Below are 15,018 nucleotides of genomic sequence, written 5' to 3' on the forward strand. Positions count from 1 at the left end.
GCCAGACTCGCCTATATCTCCCCCGTGAACGACGCGACCACCGACATCCCCGCCAACGCCCTGCGCGGCGCCGCCCTGATCAAGGACGAGGTCACGCGCCTGCCCGACGGGCCCGGCGTCTACCGGATGATCGGCGAGAACGAGGAAGTCCTCTACGTCGGCAAGGCCAAGAGCCTGAAGAAGCGCGTGGTGCAGTACGCCCAGGGCCGCTTCCACACCAACCGCATCGCCCACATGGTCGACGCCACGCGGTCGATGGAGTTCGTCACCACCCGCACCGAAGCCGACGCCCTGCTGCTCGAGATCAACCTGATCAAGCAGCTGAAGCCGCGCTTCAACGTGCTGCTGCGCGACGACAAGAGCTTTCCCGAGATCGTCATCCGCCGCGACCACGGCGCGCCGCAGCTGCGCAAGCATCGCGGCGCCCACACGATCAAGGGCGACTATTTCGGGCCGTTCGCCAGCGCCGGGGCCGTGAACCGCACGCTGAACACCCTGCAGAAAGCCTTTCTCCTCCGCTCGTGCAGCGACAGCGTTTACGACACCCGCTCGCGGCCCTGCATGCTGCATCAGATCAAGCGCTGCGCCGCGCCTTGCACCGGCCTGATCGGCAAGGACGACTACCAGGCCCTGGTCGACCAGGCCGAGGCCTTCCTGCGGGGCAAGTCGCGCGCAGTGATGGCGTCGATCGCCCAGCAGATGGAAGCCGCGTCCGAGGACCTGGAGTTCGAACGCGCCGCCCGCCTGCGCGACCGCATCCGGGCGCTGGCCGCCGTGGCCCAGGAGAGCCAGATCAATCCCGAGACCGTGGAGGAGGCCGACGTCGTGGCCCTGCACGTCGAGGGCGGCCAGGCCTGCGTGCAGGTGTTCTTCTTCCGCGCCGGCCAGAACTGGGGCAACCGCGCCTACTTCCCGCGCGTGACCGGCAACGCCGAGGACACCGACGAGAACACCACCGAGGAGCAGCGGATCCTCACCGCGTTCCTGGGCCAGTTCTACGACGACAAGCCGATCCCGCGCCTGATCCTGACCAACCTGGACCCGGCCGACCGCGAGTTGCTGGCCGAGGCCTTCGCCCTGAAGAGCGGTCGCAAGGTCGAGATCGCCACCCCCAAGCGCGGCGAGAAGGCCGATCTGGTCGACCACGCCCTGACCAACGCCCGCGAGGCTTTGGGCCGGAAGATGGCCGAAGGCTCGGCCCAGACCAAGCTGCTGGCCGGCGTCTGCGAGGCGTTCGGCCTGGAGGCCCCGCCCGAGCGGATCGAGGTTTACGACAACAGCCACATCCAGGGCACCAATGCTGTCGGCGGCATGATCGTGGCCGGGCCGGAAGGCTTCATGAAGGGCCAGTACCGCAAGTTCAACATCCGCTCGACCGAGCTGACGCCGGGCGACGACTACGGGATGATGAAGGAGGTGCTGCGCCGCCGCTTCTCGCGCCTGGTCAAGGAAGAGGAAGAGGGCGACAGCGAAAACCGCCCCGACCTGGTGCTGGTCGACGGCGGCAAGGGTCAGCTGGACGCGGCCCTGGAGGTGATGGCCGACCTGGGCGTCGATGACATCGCCATCGTCGGGGTGGCCAAGGGGCCGGACCGCGACGCGGGGCTGGAGCGGTTCTTCCTGCCGGACAAGGTCCCGTTCATGCTCGAGCCAAAGTCGCCGGTGCTCTACTACCTGCAGCGGCTGCGCGACGAGGCCCACCGCTTCGCCATCGGGGCGCACCGCACGCGGCGCAGCATGGATCTGAAGAAGAACCCGCTCGACGAGATCGAGGGCGTGGGTCCCGGCCGCAAGAAGGCCCTGCTGCACGCGTTCGGGTCGGCCAAGGGCGTCAGCCGCGCGGCGGTCGAGGACCTGATGAAGGTGGACGGGGTGAGCCAGCCGCTGGCCGAGCGGATCCACGCGTTCTTCCGGAAGAGCTAGGAAAACCGCCGCACACGCGTTGCGCGCCGACTTGCCCCCTCCGGGCCTTCGGCCCTCCTCCCCCATAGGGGGAAGAGCTTAGCGTTCGCGGCTCCGCCCCCTATGGGGGCGGACAGGCGGCAAAGCCGCCAGGTGGGGGCAAGTGGTGATCCACCGCCCCCCTACTCCCTAGCCGACAGCTCCAGCCAGTCGAACTCCTCCTCCAGCGCCCGATAGGCGTCGTCGCCGATCTCGCCCCGATGGCGCAGGTCGGAGATCGTCACCCGCGACACCGCCACCACCCGCCGGCGCAGGGCGTTGTCGGCCGAGTCGCGGGCGTTCTGGCCTTGGCGCATCAGGCTGAGGGCGTCGCCGTATTCGCGGCGCAGGGCCTCGGCGGCCGGGCTGTCGTCGCCCTCCAGCTCGGCCAGCATGGCCTTCAGCGTCGCGGCGCGGGCGATCTTCAGCTCCTGGCGCACCGGGTCGTCGTCGGGCAGGCGCAGCAGACCCAGCAGCGGCTTAAGGGTCAGGCCCTGGATCACCAGGGTGCCCAGCACCACAGCGAAGGCGGCCAGCTGGATGAAGTCGCGATAGGGGAAGCCTTGCGGCAGGGCCAGGGCGGCGGCCAGGCTGACCATGCCGCGCATGCCGCACCAGGCCACCACCAGCCCGCCCCGGGCGGTGGGCGCGGCCATGCTGGGCCGGGCCACGCGCATGCCGAACCAGCGGTTCTTCAACCGCACCCCGGTGTTGTAGGTCATCACCCAGGCCAGCCGCACCCCGATCACCGTCGCCAGGATCGCCCCGGCCGCGCGCAGATACGCAGCCCGCTCGTGCGGCGACAGCCCCTCCAGGATCGGGCCGATCTGCAGGCCGATCAGGGTGAAGGCCAGGACGTTCAGCACCACCGTCACCGACTCCCAGACCGCGAACGAGGGGATGCGCAGCCGGGCCGCCATCGGCAGGTTGGTCCGCCGAGCCAGGCTGACCCCGTAGACGACGATGGTGATCACCCCCGACAGCCCCAGCCGCTCGGCCAGGATCCACACCCCGAAGGTCGAGACGAACTGGATGATCACGGAGCTGGGCACATCCGTCACCCGCCCGAACAGCGGCCGCGAAAAGCGCGCCAGGCCGTAGCCGACCGCCACGCTGCCCACCGCCACCAGGGCGAAGGTCGGCGCCGCATGGACCAGGCTGAAGCCGCCGGCCGCCGCCCCCACCGCCAGGCGGTAGATCAGCAGAGCCGAGGCGTCGTTGAGCAGGCTCTCGCCCTCCAGGATCTTCAGCACCCGGTGCGGTGGCCGGACCTGCCGCAGTACGGCCAGGGCCGCCACGGCGTCCGGCGGGGCGACGATGGCTCCCAGCGCGATGGCGGCCGCCCAGGGCATGTCCGGAAACAGCCAGCGCGCCGCGCAGGCCACGCCCAGGGTGGTCAGGCTGACGGCCACCAGCACCAGGGACGAGACCGGCCGCCAGTTGTCCTTCAGGTCGCGCAGCGAGGAGTCGTAGGCCGCGTCCAGCAGCACCGGGGCGATGAACAGGGCCAGGATCAGCTCCGGCTCCAGCTCCAGGCGCGGCGCGCCGGGGATCAGCGCCACCGCCGCCCCGCCCAGGGCCAGCAGCGCCGGATAGGGCGCGCCCACCCGCCGCGCCAGGGCCGACAGCAGCACCGCGCCCAGCAGCAGGATCAGGATCCATTCGAAGATCAGCATGCTGGGAGCGTCGCCGCTGGCGGCCGACTTGGCAAATGGTAAGGCCGCTTCACGACCCCACGATCACCGCGACCACGGCGACGACCAGGACCACGCCCTCCAGGCCGTGGATCAGCACCGCCAGCCAGGTGGAGCGGAAGGCCTGGGCCGGCAGGCTGTAGCAGAGACAGCTGATCAGCAGACCGGGCAGCAGCCAGAACTTGTGCACGTGATAGGCGGCGAACAGCAGGCCGTTGCCCAGCCACGCCCAACGCCCCCAGGCCTTCTCCATGCGCGGCAACAGCACGCCATGGAACAGCAGCGCCTCGCCCAGGCCGTAGTTGAACAGGCCGGAAACCAGGGCCAGACCCAGAAGGTCCCAGCGGCCGTGGGCCTTGGGCGTATCCAGGGCCTCGATGAAGGCAAAGCGCGGGACGGCCCGGGCCAGGCGGTGGCCCAGGTCCGTGTCCTGGAACCAGGCGGTGACCAGCTCGTCGCCGACGAAGCCGAGGGCGACGAACACCGGGACCAGCAGGAAGGTTCCCGCCAGCGGCCGGCCGGTCAACCGGTTGACCGGCGTCGTCAGCCACAGCCGCCGACGCAGATCCGCCCATCGCAGGGGCACGCCCTCCAGCCGCAGCACGATCAGCGACAGCACGAACTGCCAGGCCATGCCGACCACGATCATCCGCCAGAAGACCAGGCCCGGCAGGGGATCGCCGGGCGTCATCAGGCGCGGCGCCACGACCCAGGCCAGCACGGCCATGGGCGCCGTGGCCGCCAGCCAGATCAGCAGGATCGCCGCCGTCTCCACGCGCGCCGAACGCACGGTCCCGCCCCGCCTAGAAGCGACGGACGAGGCTGACGAACCCCGCCGTGGTGAAATCCTTGGCCATCAGGGGGCTGTCGGTGATCTCGTGACCGTAGAACTCCGTCTCGGCGGCGGCGATCACATAGACCCGGTCGCTGACCTGGTAGCGGACCTGGACGCCGAACGACGGAACCCAGACCCCGCCCGACGGCGCGCTGGGCGAGCGGCCGAACTGGTAGGCGCGGGCCGCCCCGACCTCGGACTCCTTCAGGCCGTAGAGCCAGGTCGCCAGGGCCTCGTCTTTCCACGAGACGCCGACCACCGCCTCGACCGACAGGCGTTCGGTCGGCGAGGCGCTGACGGCCACGTCCAGGTTCAGCTCCTGGCCCTTCGTCTCGCCCGAGACGTCGGCCAGATATTCCAGGCTCAGCCGCGCGGGACCGAGCGAGCCGGTCAGGCGGGCGCCCACGTCGACGCCGGTGTCGCGCTCCAGGAAGGCGAAGTCGCGGGTGTCCTTGGGATCGACGAACTGGAAGCGCGGGCTGATCCGGGCGGCCAGCTCGATGTGGTCGCTGGAATAGGCGGTGATCGCCAGGCCCGACAGGTCGGCCGTCAGGAAGCGGTCCTGATAGACGAACAGCGGCAGGAAACCGGTCTCGACCTCCTCGCGGGCGCTCGCATAGGGATTGCTGGTGGCGTAGACGCCGGCCCCCAGCAGGAACAGCCGCTCGGGCTGCTCGGTCTCCCGCGCCTGGGCGCGGGCCGAACCGGCTGAGAAGGCGGCGACGACAAGGGCGGCCACGACGAGGCTGGGGTGGTTCCGACGACGGATCATGACGATCTCTCTTCAAGGGAGGATGATGGTCATGACCCTGGCCGGGGCGACGGCGGGCGTCGTCCGGACGGGTAGGCTCGAACCCGGAGAGCCTTCCGGGCCTAGCGGCTCGGACGCGGGGCCGAGGGCCGGAAGGCGCTGGGCGGACGGCCTGAATGCTTGGCGACGGCGGCGTTGAAGGTGGAGCGCGAGTTGAAGCCCACGTCGTAGGCGATGGTCAGTATGGCCTCGTCGGTGGCCTGGATCCGCGAGATCGCCTCCTCGACCCGCCAGCGGTTCACATAGTCGAAGAAGCTCTGGCCCAGGTGCTCGTTCAGGGTCTGGGACAGGTGGTTGGGCGACACCCCGATCCGGCCGGCCAGGGCGCTGAGCGACAGCAGGGGATCGCGGTGCAGCCCGCCCGAGCGCATGGCCTGGTCCAGCCGGGCGGCGATCTCGGCCTGGCGCGCTTCGGCGAGCGCGGAACGCGCGTACTTGCCGCCGGCGGGCAGGGCGCGGGGCGTCTCGGTCTGGGCGGTGAAGATCGGCTGCTGCGACAGACCGAACAGGCCGATAGCCGCCGTCCAGCTGAGCTCGACCGCCGCGGCCGCCGCGTCCAGCCAGCCGGCGTGGACGAAGCCGGCGGTCAGGGCCGACTTGACCGCCCCCCAGATCCAGGCCGCCAGCATGACCAGCAGCAGCACTCTAAGCCAGCTCAAGGTGCGGTTCTCGATGTTGGAGAAGAGGTCGCGCACCCGGCGCACGTGCCGGCCCAGCACCCGGAAGGCGGCGGCCAGGTAGCCCAGGGTCACGGCCAGGAACAGCACCACCAGGGCCAGCTGGATCGGTCCCACCCACGGGTCGGCGCCCGCGCCCTCATAGACCGCCAGACGCATACGGGCGGGCAGCAGGAAGAACGGCAGCACCAGCAGCAGAGCGACGCCCGCCGGCCAGCCGATGCGGGCCAGGCGCGCCAGGGTCCAGCCGTCCTCCGGCGCGCCGGTCATGGCCAGCACATAGGCCAGGATCGCCGGAGCCAGGAACAGCGAGGTGGTCCACAGGATGCCCGTCGCCCACGGCGCGGCGGCGTAGACGCCGGTGCGGTCCAGGATCAGGTCCACGCCCGACAGGGCGCTGATCAGCAGGAAGAGACCCAGGGCCGAGGACGCCACGCTGCGCCGAAGACCCAGCTGGGCGGCCGAAAACAGTCCCACCCCGGCCGTGGCCGAGGACAGGATCAGCACCACAGTATCGACCATGCCGACGATCCGCCCCCGCGCCCGAAACCGGCGGAGACTGTCGTGAAACCTCCAGAGGCGCAATCGGTGGGCGCGATTGAGGGCGGCTACTCCACCGCGAACTTCAGCCCCGCCCCCGTCTCCAGCCGCTCGACCAGCTTGCCTTGCAGCGCCGCGCCGGGGGTCCAGATGCCGCCGGCCACGTCGGGCGTGTCGATCAGGGCGAGGGCCGTCTCGGCGATCATCTTGCTGGTGGAGCCATAGCCGGGGTCCTTGTCGCCCTTGACGCCGGCGCGGACCTGGCGGCCGTCTTCGGCCAGGGCGACGAACAGCACGTCGTAGAAGCCGGCCTCGCGCTCTTCCTTGCTGGGGCCTTCGCCCGGCTTGGGGCCGCCCTCGGCGCCCATGGCCGCATTGGCCGCGCCGACGGCCTTGGCGGCCGCCTCCCCCGCCTCGCCGGGCGCCGTTAGGATCATCTCGTCATAGACGAAGTCGGCGCCGTAGGGCTGGTCCATCAGCCAGTTGGAGCGGTGGACGTTGCGAGTGTTGATGGCCGCCATCACGAACGGGGCGGTCCAGGAGGCGAGGTCCTCGTCATAGGCCACGGCCGCGCCGTGCGGCTGCTTGGGTCCGGCGAAGTCGGGGGTCAGGGCGAAGGGGTTCTTCAAGTGCTCCAGCACCTGGGGATCGCGCGCGGCGGCGGCCATGGTGGCCTTGAGGCTGGCCGCCGTGCCGCCCGAGAACGTGCCGCGCATGGCCCGCACGCGCCCCTTCACGCGGGCGGCGGGGGCGCCGAATTGCCGGATCGCCTCCTGCTGCACGAACCAGACGCCCAGCTCGAACGGGATGGAGTCGAAGCCGCAGGAAAAGACGATCCGCGCGCCGCTGTCCTGGGCCGCGCGCTCGTGGTCGTCGATCATCTGGCGCATCCAGGCCGGCTCGCCGCAGAGGTCCAGATAGTCGGTTCCCAGCTGCGCGCAGGCGGCGACCAGGTCGGAGCCGTAGAGCTGATAGGGGCCGACGGTGGTCAGCACCGCCTTGGCCCGGGCGGCCATGGCGCGCAGGGAGGCGGGGTCGTCGGCGTCGGCGACGATCAGCGGCGTGTCCTTGGAAGCGCCGATCTCGTCGCGCACGGCGGCCAGCTTGTCGGCGCTGCGGCCCGACATCGCCCACTTGGCGTCCGGGTGATGCTTGACGAAGTGCTCGGCCACCAGCCGGCCGGTGAAGCCGGTCGCGCCGTGCACGACGACGTCGAATTCCGCATTGGGGTTCATGGGTGCGCCTCCCGAGGTCTTGTTGTTGGGAGCCAGAGTGGCGCGGAAGTGGAGCCAGGGCAAACGGGTGTTCGAGAGGCGACCACTTGCCCCCTTCGGGCCTGCGGCCCTCCTTCCCCCGGAGGGGGAAGAGGATGCGCGTTTTCGTCCTCCGCCCCCTACGGGGGCGGACAGACCGCGAAGCGGTCAGGTGGGGGCAAGTGAGTGAAGTGCGCTAAGCCGCCTTTGGCTTGATCGCCAGCAGGCCCAGGAAGCTCAAGCCCGCCGCCACGGCCAGATAGCCGCCCACCGGCGCCAGCCCGCCCTTGTCAGCCAGGGCCTGGGCGATCATCGGCGCCAGCCCCCCGCCCAGTATGCCGCCCAGATTGAAGGCCGCCGAGGCGCCGGTGTAGCGCACTCGGGCGGGGAAGAGGTCGGGCAGATAGGCGCCCAGCGGGCCGTAGACGAAGCCCATGACCAGCAGGCCCAGCACCAGGAACAGGCCGATGGTCGGCAGCGAGCCGGTCACCATCATGAACGGCAGCAGGACGCCGATGCCCACGGTCATGCCGCAGCCGGCCATCAGCACCCGGCGCGGGCTGGTGGCGTCGGCCCAGTAGCCGGCCACGACGATGCCGGCGGCCATGAACAGGATCGCCCCCAGCTGCACGCTCAGCATGGCGGTGCGGCCATAGCCCAGGTCCTTGGCGCCGTAGCCCAGGGCGAAGGCGGTCATCAGGTAGTAGACGGCGAAGCAGCAGATGGCCGCCAGGGTGCCGCACAGGGTGGCCTTCCAGTGGTCGCGCAGGAGCTCGCCCAGCGGCACGGCGGGCGGCGGCTCGTGGGCGATGGCGGCGGCGAAGGCCGGGGTCTCGGTCAGCTTCAGACGCACCCACAGGCCCACGGCCACCAGGGCCAGGCTTCCCAGGAACGGCAGGCGCCAGCCCCAGGCCAGGAACTGCTCGGGCGTCAGGACCAGGCCCAGAATCAGGAACAGGCCGTTGGCGGCGATGAAGCCCACTGGCGCGCCCAACTGCGGGAACATGCCGAAGCGCGCGCGCCAGCCGGGCGGGGCGTTCTCGACGGCCAGCAAGGCGGCCCCGCCCCACTCGCCGCCCAGGCCGAAGCCTTGGCCGAAGCGCAGCAGGCACAGCAGGGTCGGGGCGATCCAGCCGGCCATGGCGTAGGTGGGCAGGAAGGCGATGGCCAGGGTCGAGCCGCCCATCAGCACCAGCGAGGCCACCAGGGTCGACTTGCGCCCCACCCGGTCGCCGAAATGGCCGAAGGCGATGGCGCCCAGCGGCCGGGCCAGGAACGCCACGCCCAGGCTGGCGAAGGCCGCCATCTGCTGCAGGCTGGCCGACTTGGACGGGAAGAACAGCTGGCCGAACACCAGCGAGGCGGCCGTGGCGTAGATGTAGAAGTCGTAGAACTCCACCGCCGTGCCCACCAGGCTGGCGGTCAGCACCCGGCGGTTGGACGGGCCGTCGATCTTGTCCGCCTGGTCTTTGGCCATGTCGCTACGCTCCCCGACTATCGGAGCATGGCTTACGGCCTCCACCGCCGCGACGCAAGAAACGACCCCATGGGAGGATCTTCAGCACTCAGGACGACGAATTCCTTTCGCCTCGAACAGCTCTGACAGTTCAGAGCGTGCTTCACCCTCCCCAATACCCGTCATCCCGGGCCTTGTGCCCGGGACCCCTGGTTCAGCTTTCACGTGAGAGACAATGGCGCGCTGGCGCGCCACACTTCCGCACCTGCGGCGGACAGAGGGGTCCCGGGCACAAGGCCCGGGATGACGGTGACTAGTGGGTACGCTCTTAGAACGTCTCGCCGACCATCTTCTCGCTCAGCGCCCACAAGGCCTTGGCGTTGTCGGGGTCGAGGGCGTAGGCGCGCACGCCCTGGCGCAGCATCGAGTCGTCCTCGCTGAACTGAGCCACGCCGCAGTCCTCGCAATAGCGCCCGGCGACCGCCTCGACCGGGGCGACGACGCCGGCCCAGACGCTGGTGGCCGCGCCCTGCGGAATGGTCTTCCACGAGAAGGCCTCGCCGCCCTCGGCCTTGGCCTGGGCGTTGATGGTCTCCAGCATGCCGGCGATCATCCCCGGGTCGAGGTGACGGGCGAGCTCGGTCTGGATGCCGCCGGGATGGACGGCCGTGGCGCGCACGCCCCGGTCCTTGTGGCGGCGGTCGAACTCGACGGCGAACAGGACATTGGCGGTCTTGGAGCGGCCATAGGCTCCGAACGGGGTGTATTCGGTGGTCTCGAAATTGGGATCCTGAAGGTTCACGTCCGAGAAGCGGTGGCCCGACGAGGCCAGCGACACCACCCGCGAGCCGGGCTTCAGCAGTTGCGCGATGCGGTTGATCAGCACGAAGTGGCCCAGGTGGTTGGTGCCGAACTGGGTCTCGAAACCGTCGGCGGTGCGACCGAACGGCGGGGCCATCACGCCGGCGTTGGCGATGACGATGTCGAACGGACGGCCATCGGCCACCAAGGCGTCGGCGCAGGCCCGCACGCTTTTCAGGTCCGCCAGGTCCAGCGCGACCAGCTCCAGCGAACCGCCGCCGGCGGCCGCCGCCTCGCGCACCACGGCCGTCGCGCCCCGCGCCTTGTCCAGGTCGCGCGCGGCGCCGACGACATCGGCCCCGTGGGCGGCCAGCACGCGGGCGGTCTCAACGCCCAGGCCGGCCGAAACGCCGGTGACCAGCACGCGCTTGCCGTGGAGGTCGACGCCGGCCAGCACCTCGTCGGTGGTGGATTTGGCTCCGAATTGATCGCTCATGACTCTCGTATCCCATGCAGGGTTGTTGTTCGGGCCCGCCTGGAGGGTTAAATGGAGGAAGGCTCCGGATAGATATTCGGAGGCAGCCTCCGTTTTTCAAGGTCGATGTCCGAAATTTCCGACACCAAGCTCCGCAAGCCCCGCGCCGACAGCCTGCGCAACCGCGACCTCTTGCTGACGGCGGCCAAGGCGGCGTTCGCTGAACTCGGGGCCGAGGCGCCGCTGGAGGACGTGGCGCGCCGGGCCGGGGTCGGCATCGGCACGCTCTACCGCCACTTCCCCACCCGCGAGGCCCTGGTGGCGGCGGTCTATGCGCGTGAGATCGAGCAGCTGGCCGCCTCGGCCGACGCCCTGCTGGCCCAGCGTCCGGCGGGCGAGGCGCTGGAGGCGTGGCTGGACCTGCTGATCGACTACATGGCCACCAAGCGCGTCGTGGCCCCGGCCCTGCGCGCCGATCCCGGCGAGGGCTCGCGGCTCTATGCCGACTCGGGGGCCACCATCCTGTCGGCCCTGGGCCGCCTGACCGACGCCGCCCATGCCGCCGAAGCGATCCGTCCCGACATCGGTTTCGAGGACATACTGCGCATGATGAGCGGCCTCAGCCAGGGCTACGAGCTGCCCGGCTGGGAGGCCGGGGCGCGGCGGCTGCTCAGCGTGATGATGGCGGGGTTGAGGGCGGGAGTCTGAGCCCCGTCAAAGACCTTCTCGGATGGGAACATGCTCTTCCACAGGTTGCGCGACGCTGCTAGCGTCGCGGCGCAACGGGGGAACACATGCGCAAGACACTTCGGCTGGCGGCCGGCGCCCTGATCTTGGCCGGCGTCCTGGCCGCCGCGACGCTCGCCACGGCGCAGAGGGTGGTGGTGACGGACGACGTCTCGCCCACGCCCGCGCCCGGCGACGCCAAGGTGCTGCTGGACTGCCAGGCCGACGCGGCCGGCAAGCTGAGCGACTGCAAGGTGACGTCGGAGCTTCCGGCGGGCGAGGAATTCGGCCTGACCGCCCTGATGCTGGCCCAGTCCGGCCTGATGTCCAAGAAGGCCGACGTCCCCGGCGGCCGGGTCGTCGTGCCCATGAACTTCCCAGGCCAGGCCAACGGCGGCGCGGGGCTGGAGGCCCGCCGCCTGGCCTCGGCCAGTCCGCCGGTCGCCGCGGAACAGGCGGACCCCGGCGAGACGATCGTCACCTTCCCCTATGCGTTCAAGCGCACCGGCGTGCTGAAGGAGGACCTGACCGGTTACAGCATTCTGGTGCGCGGCGTGCTGGCCCCGGCCGGCACGCCCGGCTTCTATGTCGGATCGTTCTCTTCCCAGGCGATGATCAATTCGCAGGAGGTGTGGTGCTTCCTGCGCGAGCGCGAGGCGGCCAAGCCCAAGCCGATCTGCGTGATGCTGGGTCCCAAGCTGGCGGCCATCCTGCCCAAGGTCGATCCGTTCGACGTGACCAGCTTCAACGGCTACAGCCCCAACTACGCCAACCTGCCGATCATCGACGAAAAGCCGGTCGATATCCCCGGCGACCTGCGCCTGGACTACCGCTTCGCCGGTTGGAAAGGCCAGGACGCCGTCGTCGAGCCCTGGGTCAATGGCCGCAAGTCCGAGACGATCCGGCTGCGCAAGGACGCGAAGGGCGTCGCGCGGCTGAAGACCCTGGCCGGCGTCTACGCCCTGAGCGCCGCGCCGGACGACCCGGCCAAGGCCAAGGTGGTCGTTTCGGCCAAGGCGCCCGTGGCGGCCCCATAGCCCTTCCCCGCGTTCATGCGTTAGAACCTGCGCCATGAAAGCCCTGCCCAACATCCTGACCTCCGCGCGCCTGGTCATCGCCCTGTTCATGTTCGTGGCCCTGGCCGCGGCGGCGGGCGGGGTGCCGTACCTGTCCGACCACATCAGCGTGAGCCAGCAGATGTCGCTGCAGCGCTGGGCGTTCTGGGCGTTCGTGGTGGCGGCGGTGACCGACTTCTTCGACGGCTGGCTGGCGCGCAAGCTGGACGCGGTCAGCATCTGGGGCGCGATCCTCGACCCGATCGGCGACAAGATCCTGGTCTGCGGCGCCCTGCTGGGCCTGATGGCGCTGGGCCCCAACCCGCTGGTGATCCTGCCTTCGGGCCTGATCCTGTTCCGCGAATTCGCCGTCAGCGCCCTGCGCGAGGTGGGCGCGGGCAAGGGCATCAAGCTGCCGGTCACCCTGCTGGCCAAGTGGAAGACCACCCTGCAGCTGGTGGCCATCGGCGCGGAGATGATCCTGGCCTCGTGGTCGGCCTTCCACCTACCGACCGACCCGTCGGTGGTTAACCCGGCCACCGTCGGCGCCCATGCCCTGCTGTGGATCGCGGCGGTCGTGACCCTGATCACCGGCGCCCAATACTGGGAAGCGGCGCGCAAGGCGCTGGTCTAGGCCTGAGGCGCAAGAAACCGGGACGATCGGGCAAGAGCGGACGCGCGCCATTGTGCGACTTTCCGCACGGCCCGTGCGGCGCTGCTCGGCTTATCGCAAGCCGGGAACGTCTCCACCTTGAGGGCTGTTCAAAGTCCCAGGAGCTTCCCATGACCGATCTTTCCCAGGCCGGCGTCTTCACGCTGGGCGACCGCGCCGTCCATCGCATGGGCTACGGCGCCATGCAGCTGGCCGGGCCGGGGGTGTTCGGACCGCCCAAGGATCCGCAAGGCTCCCTGGCCGTGCTGCGCGAGGCCGTGGCCAGCGGGGTCGACCACATCGACACCAGCGACTTCTACGGCCCGCACGTCACCAACCAGCTGATCCGCGAGGCCCTGCACCCTTACGCCGACGGCCTGACCATCGTCACCAAGGTGGGCGCGGTGCGCGGCGAGGACGCCTCTTGGAACCCGGCCCAGAGCCCGGCCGAGCTGGAGCGCGCGGTGCACGACAACCTGCGCAACCTGGGTCTGGACGTGCTGGACGTGGTGAACCTGCGGGTGTTGGGCGACGGCCACGCCGGCCCCACCGAGGGTTCGATCGAGGAAGGGTTCACCGCCCTGGCCGAGCTGCAACGCCAGGGCCTGATCCGTCACCTGGGCCTCAGCAACGCCACCTCGACCCAGGTCGCCCAGGCGCGCGCCATCGCCCCGGTGGTCTGCGTGCAGAACCTCTACAACCTGGCCCATCGCGAGGACGAGGCCCTGGTCGAGGAACTGGCCGGGCTGGGGATCGCCTATGTGCCGTTCTTCCCGCTGGGCGGCTTCTCGCCGCTGCAGTCCTCGGCCCTGTCGGAGGTGGCGGCCGAGCTGGGCGTCACGCCCCTGCAGACGGCCCTGGCCTGGCTGCTGCAACGCGCGCCGAACATCCTGCTGATCCCGGGCACGTCCTCGGTCGGCCACCTGCGCGAGAACCTGGCGGCGGCCGAGCTGAAACTGTCCGTCGAGGCGGTCGCCCGATTGGACGGCATCGGCGCCCAGTCTGAAGGACCCGCCCTGAAGGCCCGCTAGGCGGCTACTCGGCCGCCAGCAGCCGAGGCGCGGTCTCGTCGTCCTCGACCGCTTCGGGCTCGGTGGGGCCGTGCAGCAGCCATTCGGTGTCGGGCTCGTGGCCCGCCCGGGTCCGTTCCGCTCGCATCATCAGGGCCAGCCAGCCGGCGCCCGCCGTTCGAAACACCATGATCGCCTCCGAAGCGCTCTGGTGTTGAGAATGACTATCAATAACGGCGGGCGCAAGGCGCCTTTTCGGACTCCGAGCGCTATTTCAGGCCGCTTCGGCCGCGGCCTTGCGTCGCGCCGCGGCGGTGGCGCCGCGCTTCTTGGTGGCGGTTTCCAGGGCGACGGCGCGGCGCTTGGAGGCTTCCAGTTCGAGCACGGGCAGCACCTCGGCGGCGCTGGTGCGCTGGGCGGGGGTGCCGACGATGTCCAGGCGACGAGCGTTGGCCAGAAGCGTGACCAGCTCCTGGTCGTTCAGCAGAGGAATCCGCTCGATCAGGGTCATGTGGCGCTCCTTGAAACTCAAAAATTCCCGCAGTAGCGCGAGAGAATTGCTTAACGTTCAAAGCCCCGCTTGGGGTCCAAAACTATTTTCGATTCAAGTCGATTTACGAATTCACTTGCCGTGGCCTCTGTAGAGGCCCATGTTGGCTTATCGAATTCGCTGCCGTTCGGCCTGCTTTTCCATGCTCTCTCCACGAGAGCGCCGGACGCGCCTACCGATCCCCAACGAAATTTGGTCGTCGCCCGGAACGTCTCCGACGACGCATATAGACTGCAAGGACTACGAACTATGGCTACCGGCACCGTGAAATGGTTCAACGGCACCAAGGGCTTCGGCTTCATCCAACCCGACGACGGCGGCGCTGACGTCTTCGTGCACATCTCGGCCGTCGAGCGCGCCGGCCTGCGCGGCCTGGACGAAGGTCAGAAGATCACCTACGACCTCGAGCAGGATCGCCGCTCGGGCAAGATGGCCGCGGGCAACCTGCAAGCCTAATCGGCTTCGCTACCGCGAAATCTGGAATGGGCCGGCGCCTGGCGCCGGCCCATTTTCTTTGGGCGCAAAGCTTCTGGGGGCGTAAA

Annotated in this window: 15 protein-coding genes; 6 read left to right on the forward strand and 9 right to left on the reverse strand. The window is 69.9% G+C overall.

Annotated features, from left to right (window positions below; genetic code table 11):
• Window positions 1-15 precede the first annotated feature (15 nt).
• The gene (uvrC, locus tag AC07OA_RS02305; protein ID WP_494662905.1) at window positions 16-1,923 is read left to right on the forward strand and encodes an excinuclease ABC subunit UvrC; all 1,908 of its coding nucleotides are present in this window, start codon (window positions 16-18) and stop codon (window positions 1,921-1,923) included.
• Window positions 1,924-2,084: 161 nt separating this feature from the next.
• Here the strand turns inward: uvrC and AC07OA_RS02310 are convergent, their stop codons facing one another.
• The 7 genes from AC07OA_RS02310 to AC07OA_RS02340 all read right to left on the reverse strand — a co-directional run bounded on the left by AC07OA_RS02310 (window position 2,085) and on the right by AC07OA_RS02340 (window position 10,504).
• The gene (locus AC07OA_RS02310) at window positions 2,085-3,617 is read right to left on the reverse strand and encodes a cation:proton antiporter (RefSeq protein ID WP_494662144.1); all 1,533 of its coding nucleotides are present in this window, start codon (window positions 3,615-3,617) and stop codon (window positions 2,085-2,087) included.
• Window positions 3,618-3,666: 49 nt separating this feature from the next.
• Entirely contained in the window at window positions 3,667-4,425 is a 759-nt protein-coding gene (locus AC07OA_RS02315) for a CPBP family intramembrane glutamic endopeptidase (protein WP_494662145.1), read from the reverse strand.
• A gap of 13 nt (window positions 4,426-4,438) precedes the next feature.
• Complete coding sequence (locus AC07OA_RS02320; RefSeq protein WP_494662146.1) at window positions 4,439-5,242, reverse strand: MipA/OmpV family protein; 804 nt, start codon at window positions 5,240-5,242, stop codon at window positions 4,439-4,441.
• Between the two features lie 101 nt (window positions 5,243-5,343).
• Window positions 5,344-6,480 (reverse strand): helix-turn-helix domain-containing protein, encoded by a 1,137-nt coding sequence (locus AC07OA_RS02325; protein WP_494662147.1) that lies wholly within the window; start codon window positions 6,478-6,480, stop codon window positions 5,344-5,346.
• An 86-nt stretch (window positions 6,481-6,566) separates the two neighbouring features.
• The gene (locus AC07OA_RS02330) at window positions 6,567-7,733 is read right to left on the reverse strand and encodes a saccharopine dehydrogenase family protein (protein WP_494662148.1); all 1,167 of its coding nucleotides are present in this window, start codon (window positions 7,731-7,733) and stop codon (window positions 6,567-6,569) included.
• A 214-nt stretch (window positions 7,734-7,947) separates the two neighbouring features.
• Entirely contained in the window at window positions 7,948-9,228 is a 1,281-nt protein-coding gene (locus tag AC07OA_RS02335) for an MFS transporter (RefSeq protein WP_494662149.1), read from the reverse strand.
• Window positions 9,229-9,535: 307 nt separating this feature from the next.
• A complete protein-coding gene (locus tag AC07OA_RS02340; RefSeq protein WP_494662150.1) occupies window positions 9,536-10,504 on the reverse strand; it encodes an SDR family NAD(P)-dependent oxidoreductase in 969 nt (322 codons plus the stop codon).
• 105 nt (window positions 10,505-10,609) lie between these two features.
• On the opposite strand from AC07OA_RS02340, the gene AC07OA_RS02345 reads away from it, so the two are divergent.
• The 4 genes from AC07OA_RS02345 to AC07OA_RS02360 all read left to right on the forward strand — a co-directional run bounded on the left by AC07OA_RS02345 (window position 10,610) and on the right by AC07OA_RS02360 (window position 13,947).
• Window positions 10,610-11,191, forward strand: coding sequence for a TetR/AcrR family transcriptional regulator (locus AC07OA_RS02345; protein ID WP_494662151.1), 582 nt, complete (start codon window positions 10,610-10,612; stop codon window positions 11,189-11,191).
• Window positions 11,192-11,277: 86 nt separating this feature from the next.
• Entirely contained in the window at window positions 11,278-12,246 is a 969-nt protein-coding gene (locus AC07OA_RS02350; RefSeq protein ID WP_494662152.1) for a hypothetical protein, read from the forward strand.
• A gap of 34 nt (window positions 12,247-12,280) precedes the next feature.
• Entirely contained in the window at window positions 12,281-12,898 is a 618-nt protein-coding gene (pgsA, locus tag AC07OA_RS02355; RefSeq protein ID WP_494662153.1) for a CDP-diacylglycerol--glycerol-3-phosphate 3-phosphatidyltransferase, read from the forward strand.
• A gap of 149 nt (window positions 12,899-13,047) precedes the next feature.
• Window positions 13,048-13,947: an aldo/keto reductase family oxidoreductase gene (locus AC07OA_RS02360; RefSeq protein ID WP_494662154.1), complete on the forward strand. Its 900-nt coding sequence runs from the start codon at window positions 13,048-13,050 to the stop codon at window positions 13,945-13,947.
• A gap of 4 nt (window positions 13,948-13,951) precedes the next feature.
• Here AC07OA_RS02360 and AC07OA_RS02365 read toward each other — a convergent pair whose 3' ends face one another.
• Entirely contained in the window at window positions 13,952-14,116 is a 165-nt protein-coding gene (locus AC07OA_RS02365) for a hypothetical protein (protein ID WP_494662155.1), read from the reverse strand.
• A gap of 84 nt (window positions 14,117-14,200) precedes the next feature.
• Entirely contained in the window at window positions 14,201-14,437 is a 237-nt protein-coding gene (locus AC07OA_RS02370; RefSeq protein ID WP_494662156.1) for a hypothetical protein, read from the reverse strand.
• Between the two features lie 288 nt (window positions 14,438-14,725).
• Here AC07OA_RS02370 and AC07OA_RS02375 point away from each other — a divergent pair, with 288 nt between their 5' ends.
• Window positions 14,726-14,932, forward strand: a complete 207-nt coding sequence (locus AC07OA_RS02375) for a cold-shock protein (RefSeq protein ID WP_029908363.1) — start codon at window positions 14,726-14,728, stop codon at window positions 14,930-14,932.
• Window positions 14,933-15,018: the final 86 nt, after the last annotated feature.

The organism is Caulobacter sp. GW821-FHT09B08, from assembly GCF_059418225.1.

Bases quoted from the DNA above. Each gene is read 5' to 3' on its own strand.
- AC07OA_RS02310 (WP_494662144.1), bottom strand. From the start codon at position 3,617: ATGCTGATCTTCGAATGGATCCTGATCCTGCTGCTGGGCGCGGTGCTG.
- AC07OA_RS02320 (WP_494662146.1), bottom strand. From the start codon at position 5,242: ATGATCCGTCGTCGGAACCACCCCAGCCTCGTCGTGGCCGCCCTTGTC.
- AC07OA_RS02325 (WP_494662147.1), bottom strand. From the start codon at position 6,480: ATGGTCGATACTGTGGTGCTGATCCTGTCCTCGGCCACGGCCGGGGTG.
- AC07OA_RS02330 (WP_494662148.1), bottom strand. From the start codon at position 7,733: ATGAACCCCAATGCGGAATTCGACGTCGTCGTGCACGGCGCGACCGGC.
- AC07OA_RS02335 (WP_494662149.1), bottom strand. From the start codon at position 9,228: ATGGCCAAAGACCAGGCGGACAAGATCGACGGCCCGTCCAACCGCCGG.
- AC07OA_RS02340 (WP_494662150.1), bottom strand. From the start codon at position 10,504: ATGAGCGATCAATTCGGAGCCAAATCCACCACCGACGAGGTGCTGGCC.
- AC07OA_RS02345 (WP_494662151.1), top strand. From the start codon at position 10,610: ATGTCCGAAATTTCCGACACCAAGCTCCGCAAGCCCCGCGCCGACAGC.
- AC07OA_RS02350 (WP_494662152.1), top strand. From the start codon at position 11,278: ATGCGCAAGACACTTCGGCTGGCGGCCGGCGCCCTGATCTTGGCCGGC.
- pgsA (WP_494662153.1), top strand. From the start codon at position 12,281: ATGAAAGCCCTGCCCAACATCCTGACCTCCGCGCGCCTGGTCATCGCC.
- AC07OA_RS02360 (WP_494662154.1), top strand. From the start codon at position 13,048: ATGACCGATCTTTCCCAGGCCGGCGTCTTCACGCTGGGCGACCGCGCC.
- AC07OA_RS02365 (WP_494662155.1), bottom strand. From the start codon at position 14,116: ATGGTGTTTCGAACGGCGGGCGCCGGCTGGCTGGCCCTGATGATGCGA.
- AC07OA_RS02370 (WP_494662156.1), bottom strand. From the start codon at position 14,437: ATGACCCTGATCGAGCGGATTCCTCTGCTGAACGACCAGGAGCTGGTC.
- AC07OA_RS02375 (WP_029908363.1), top strand. From the start codon at position 14,726: ATGGCTACCGGCACCGTGAAATGGTTCAACGGCACCAAGGGCTTCGGC.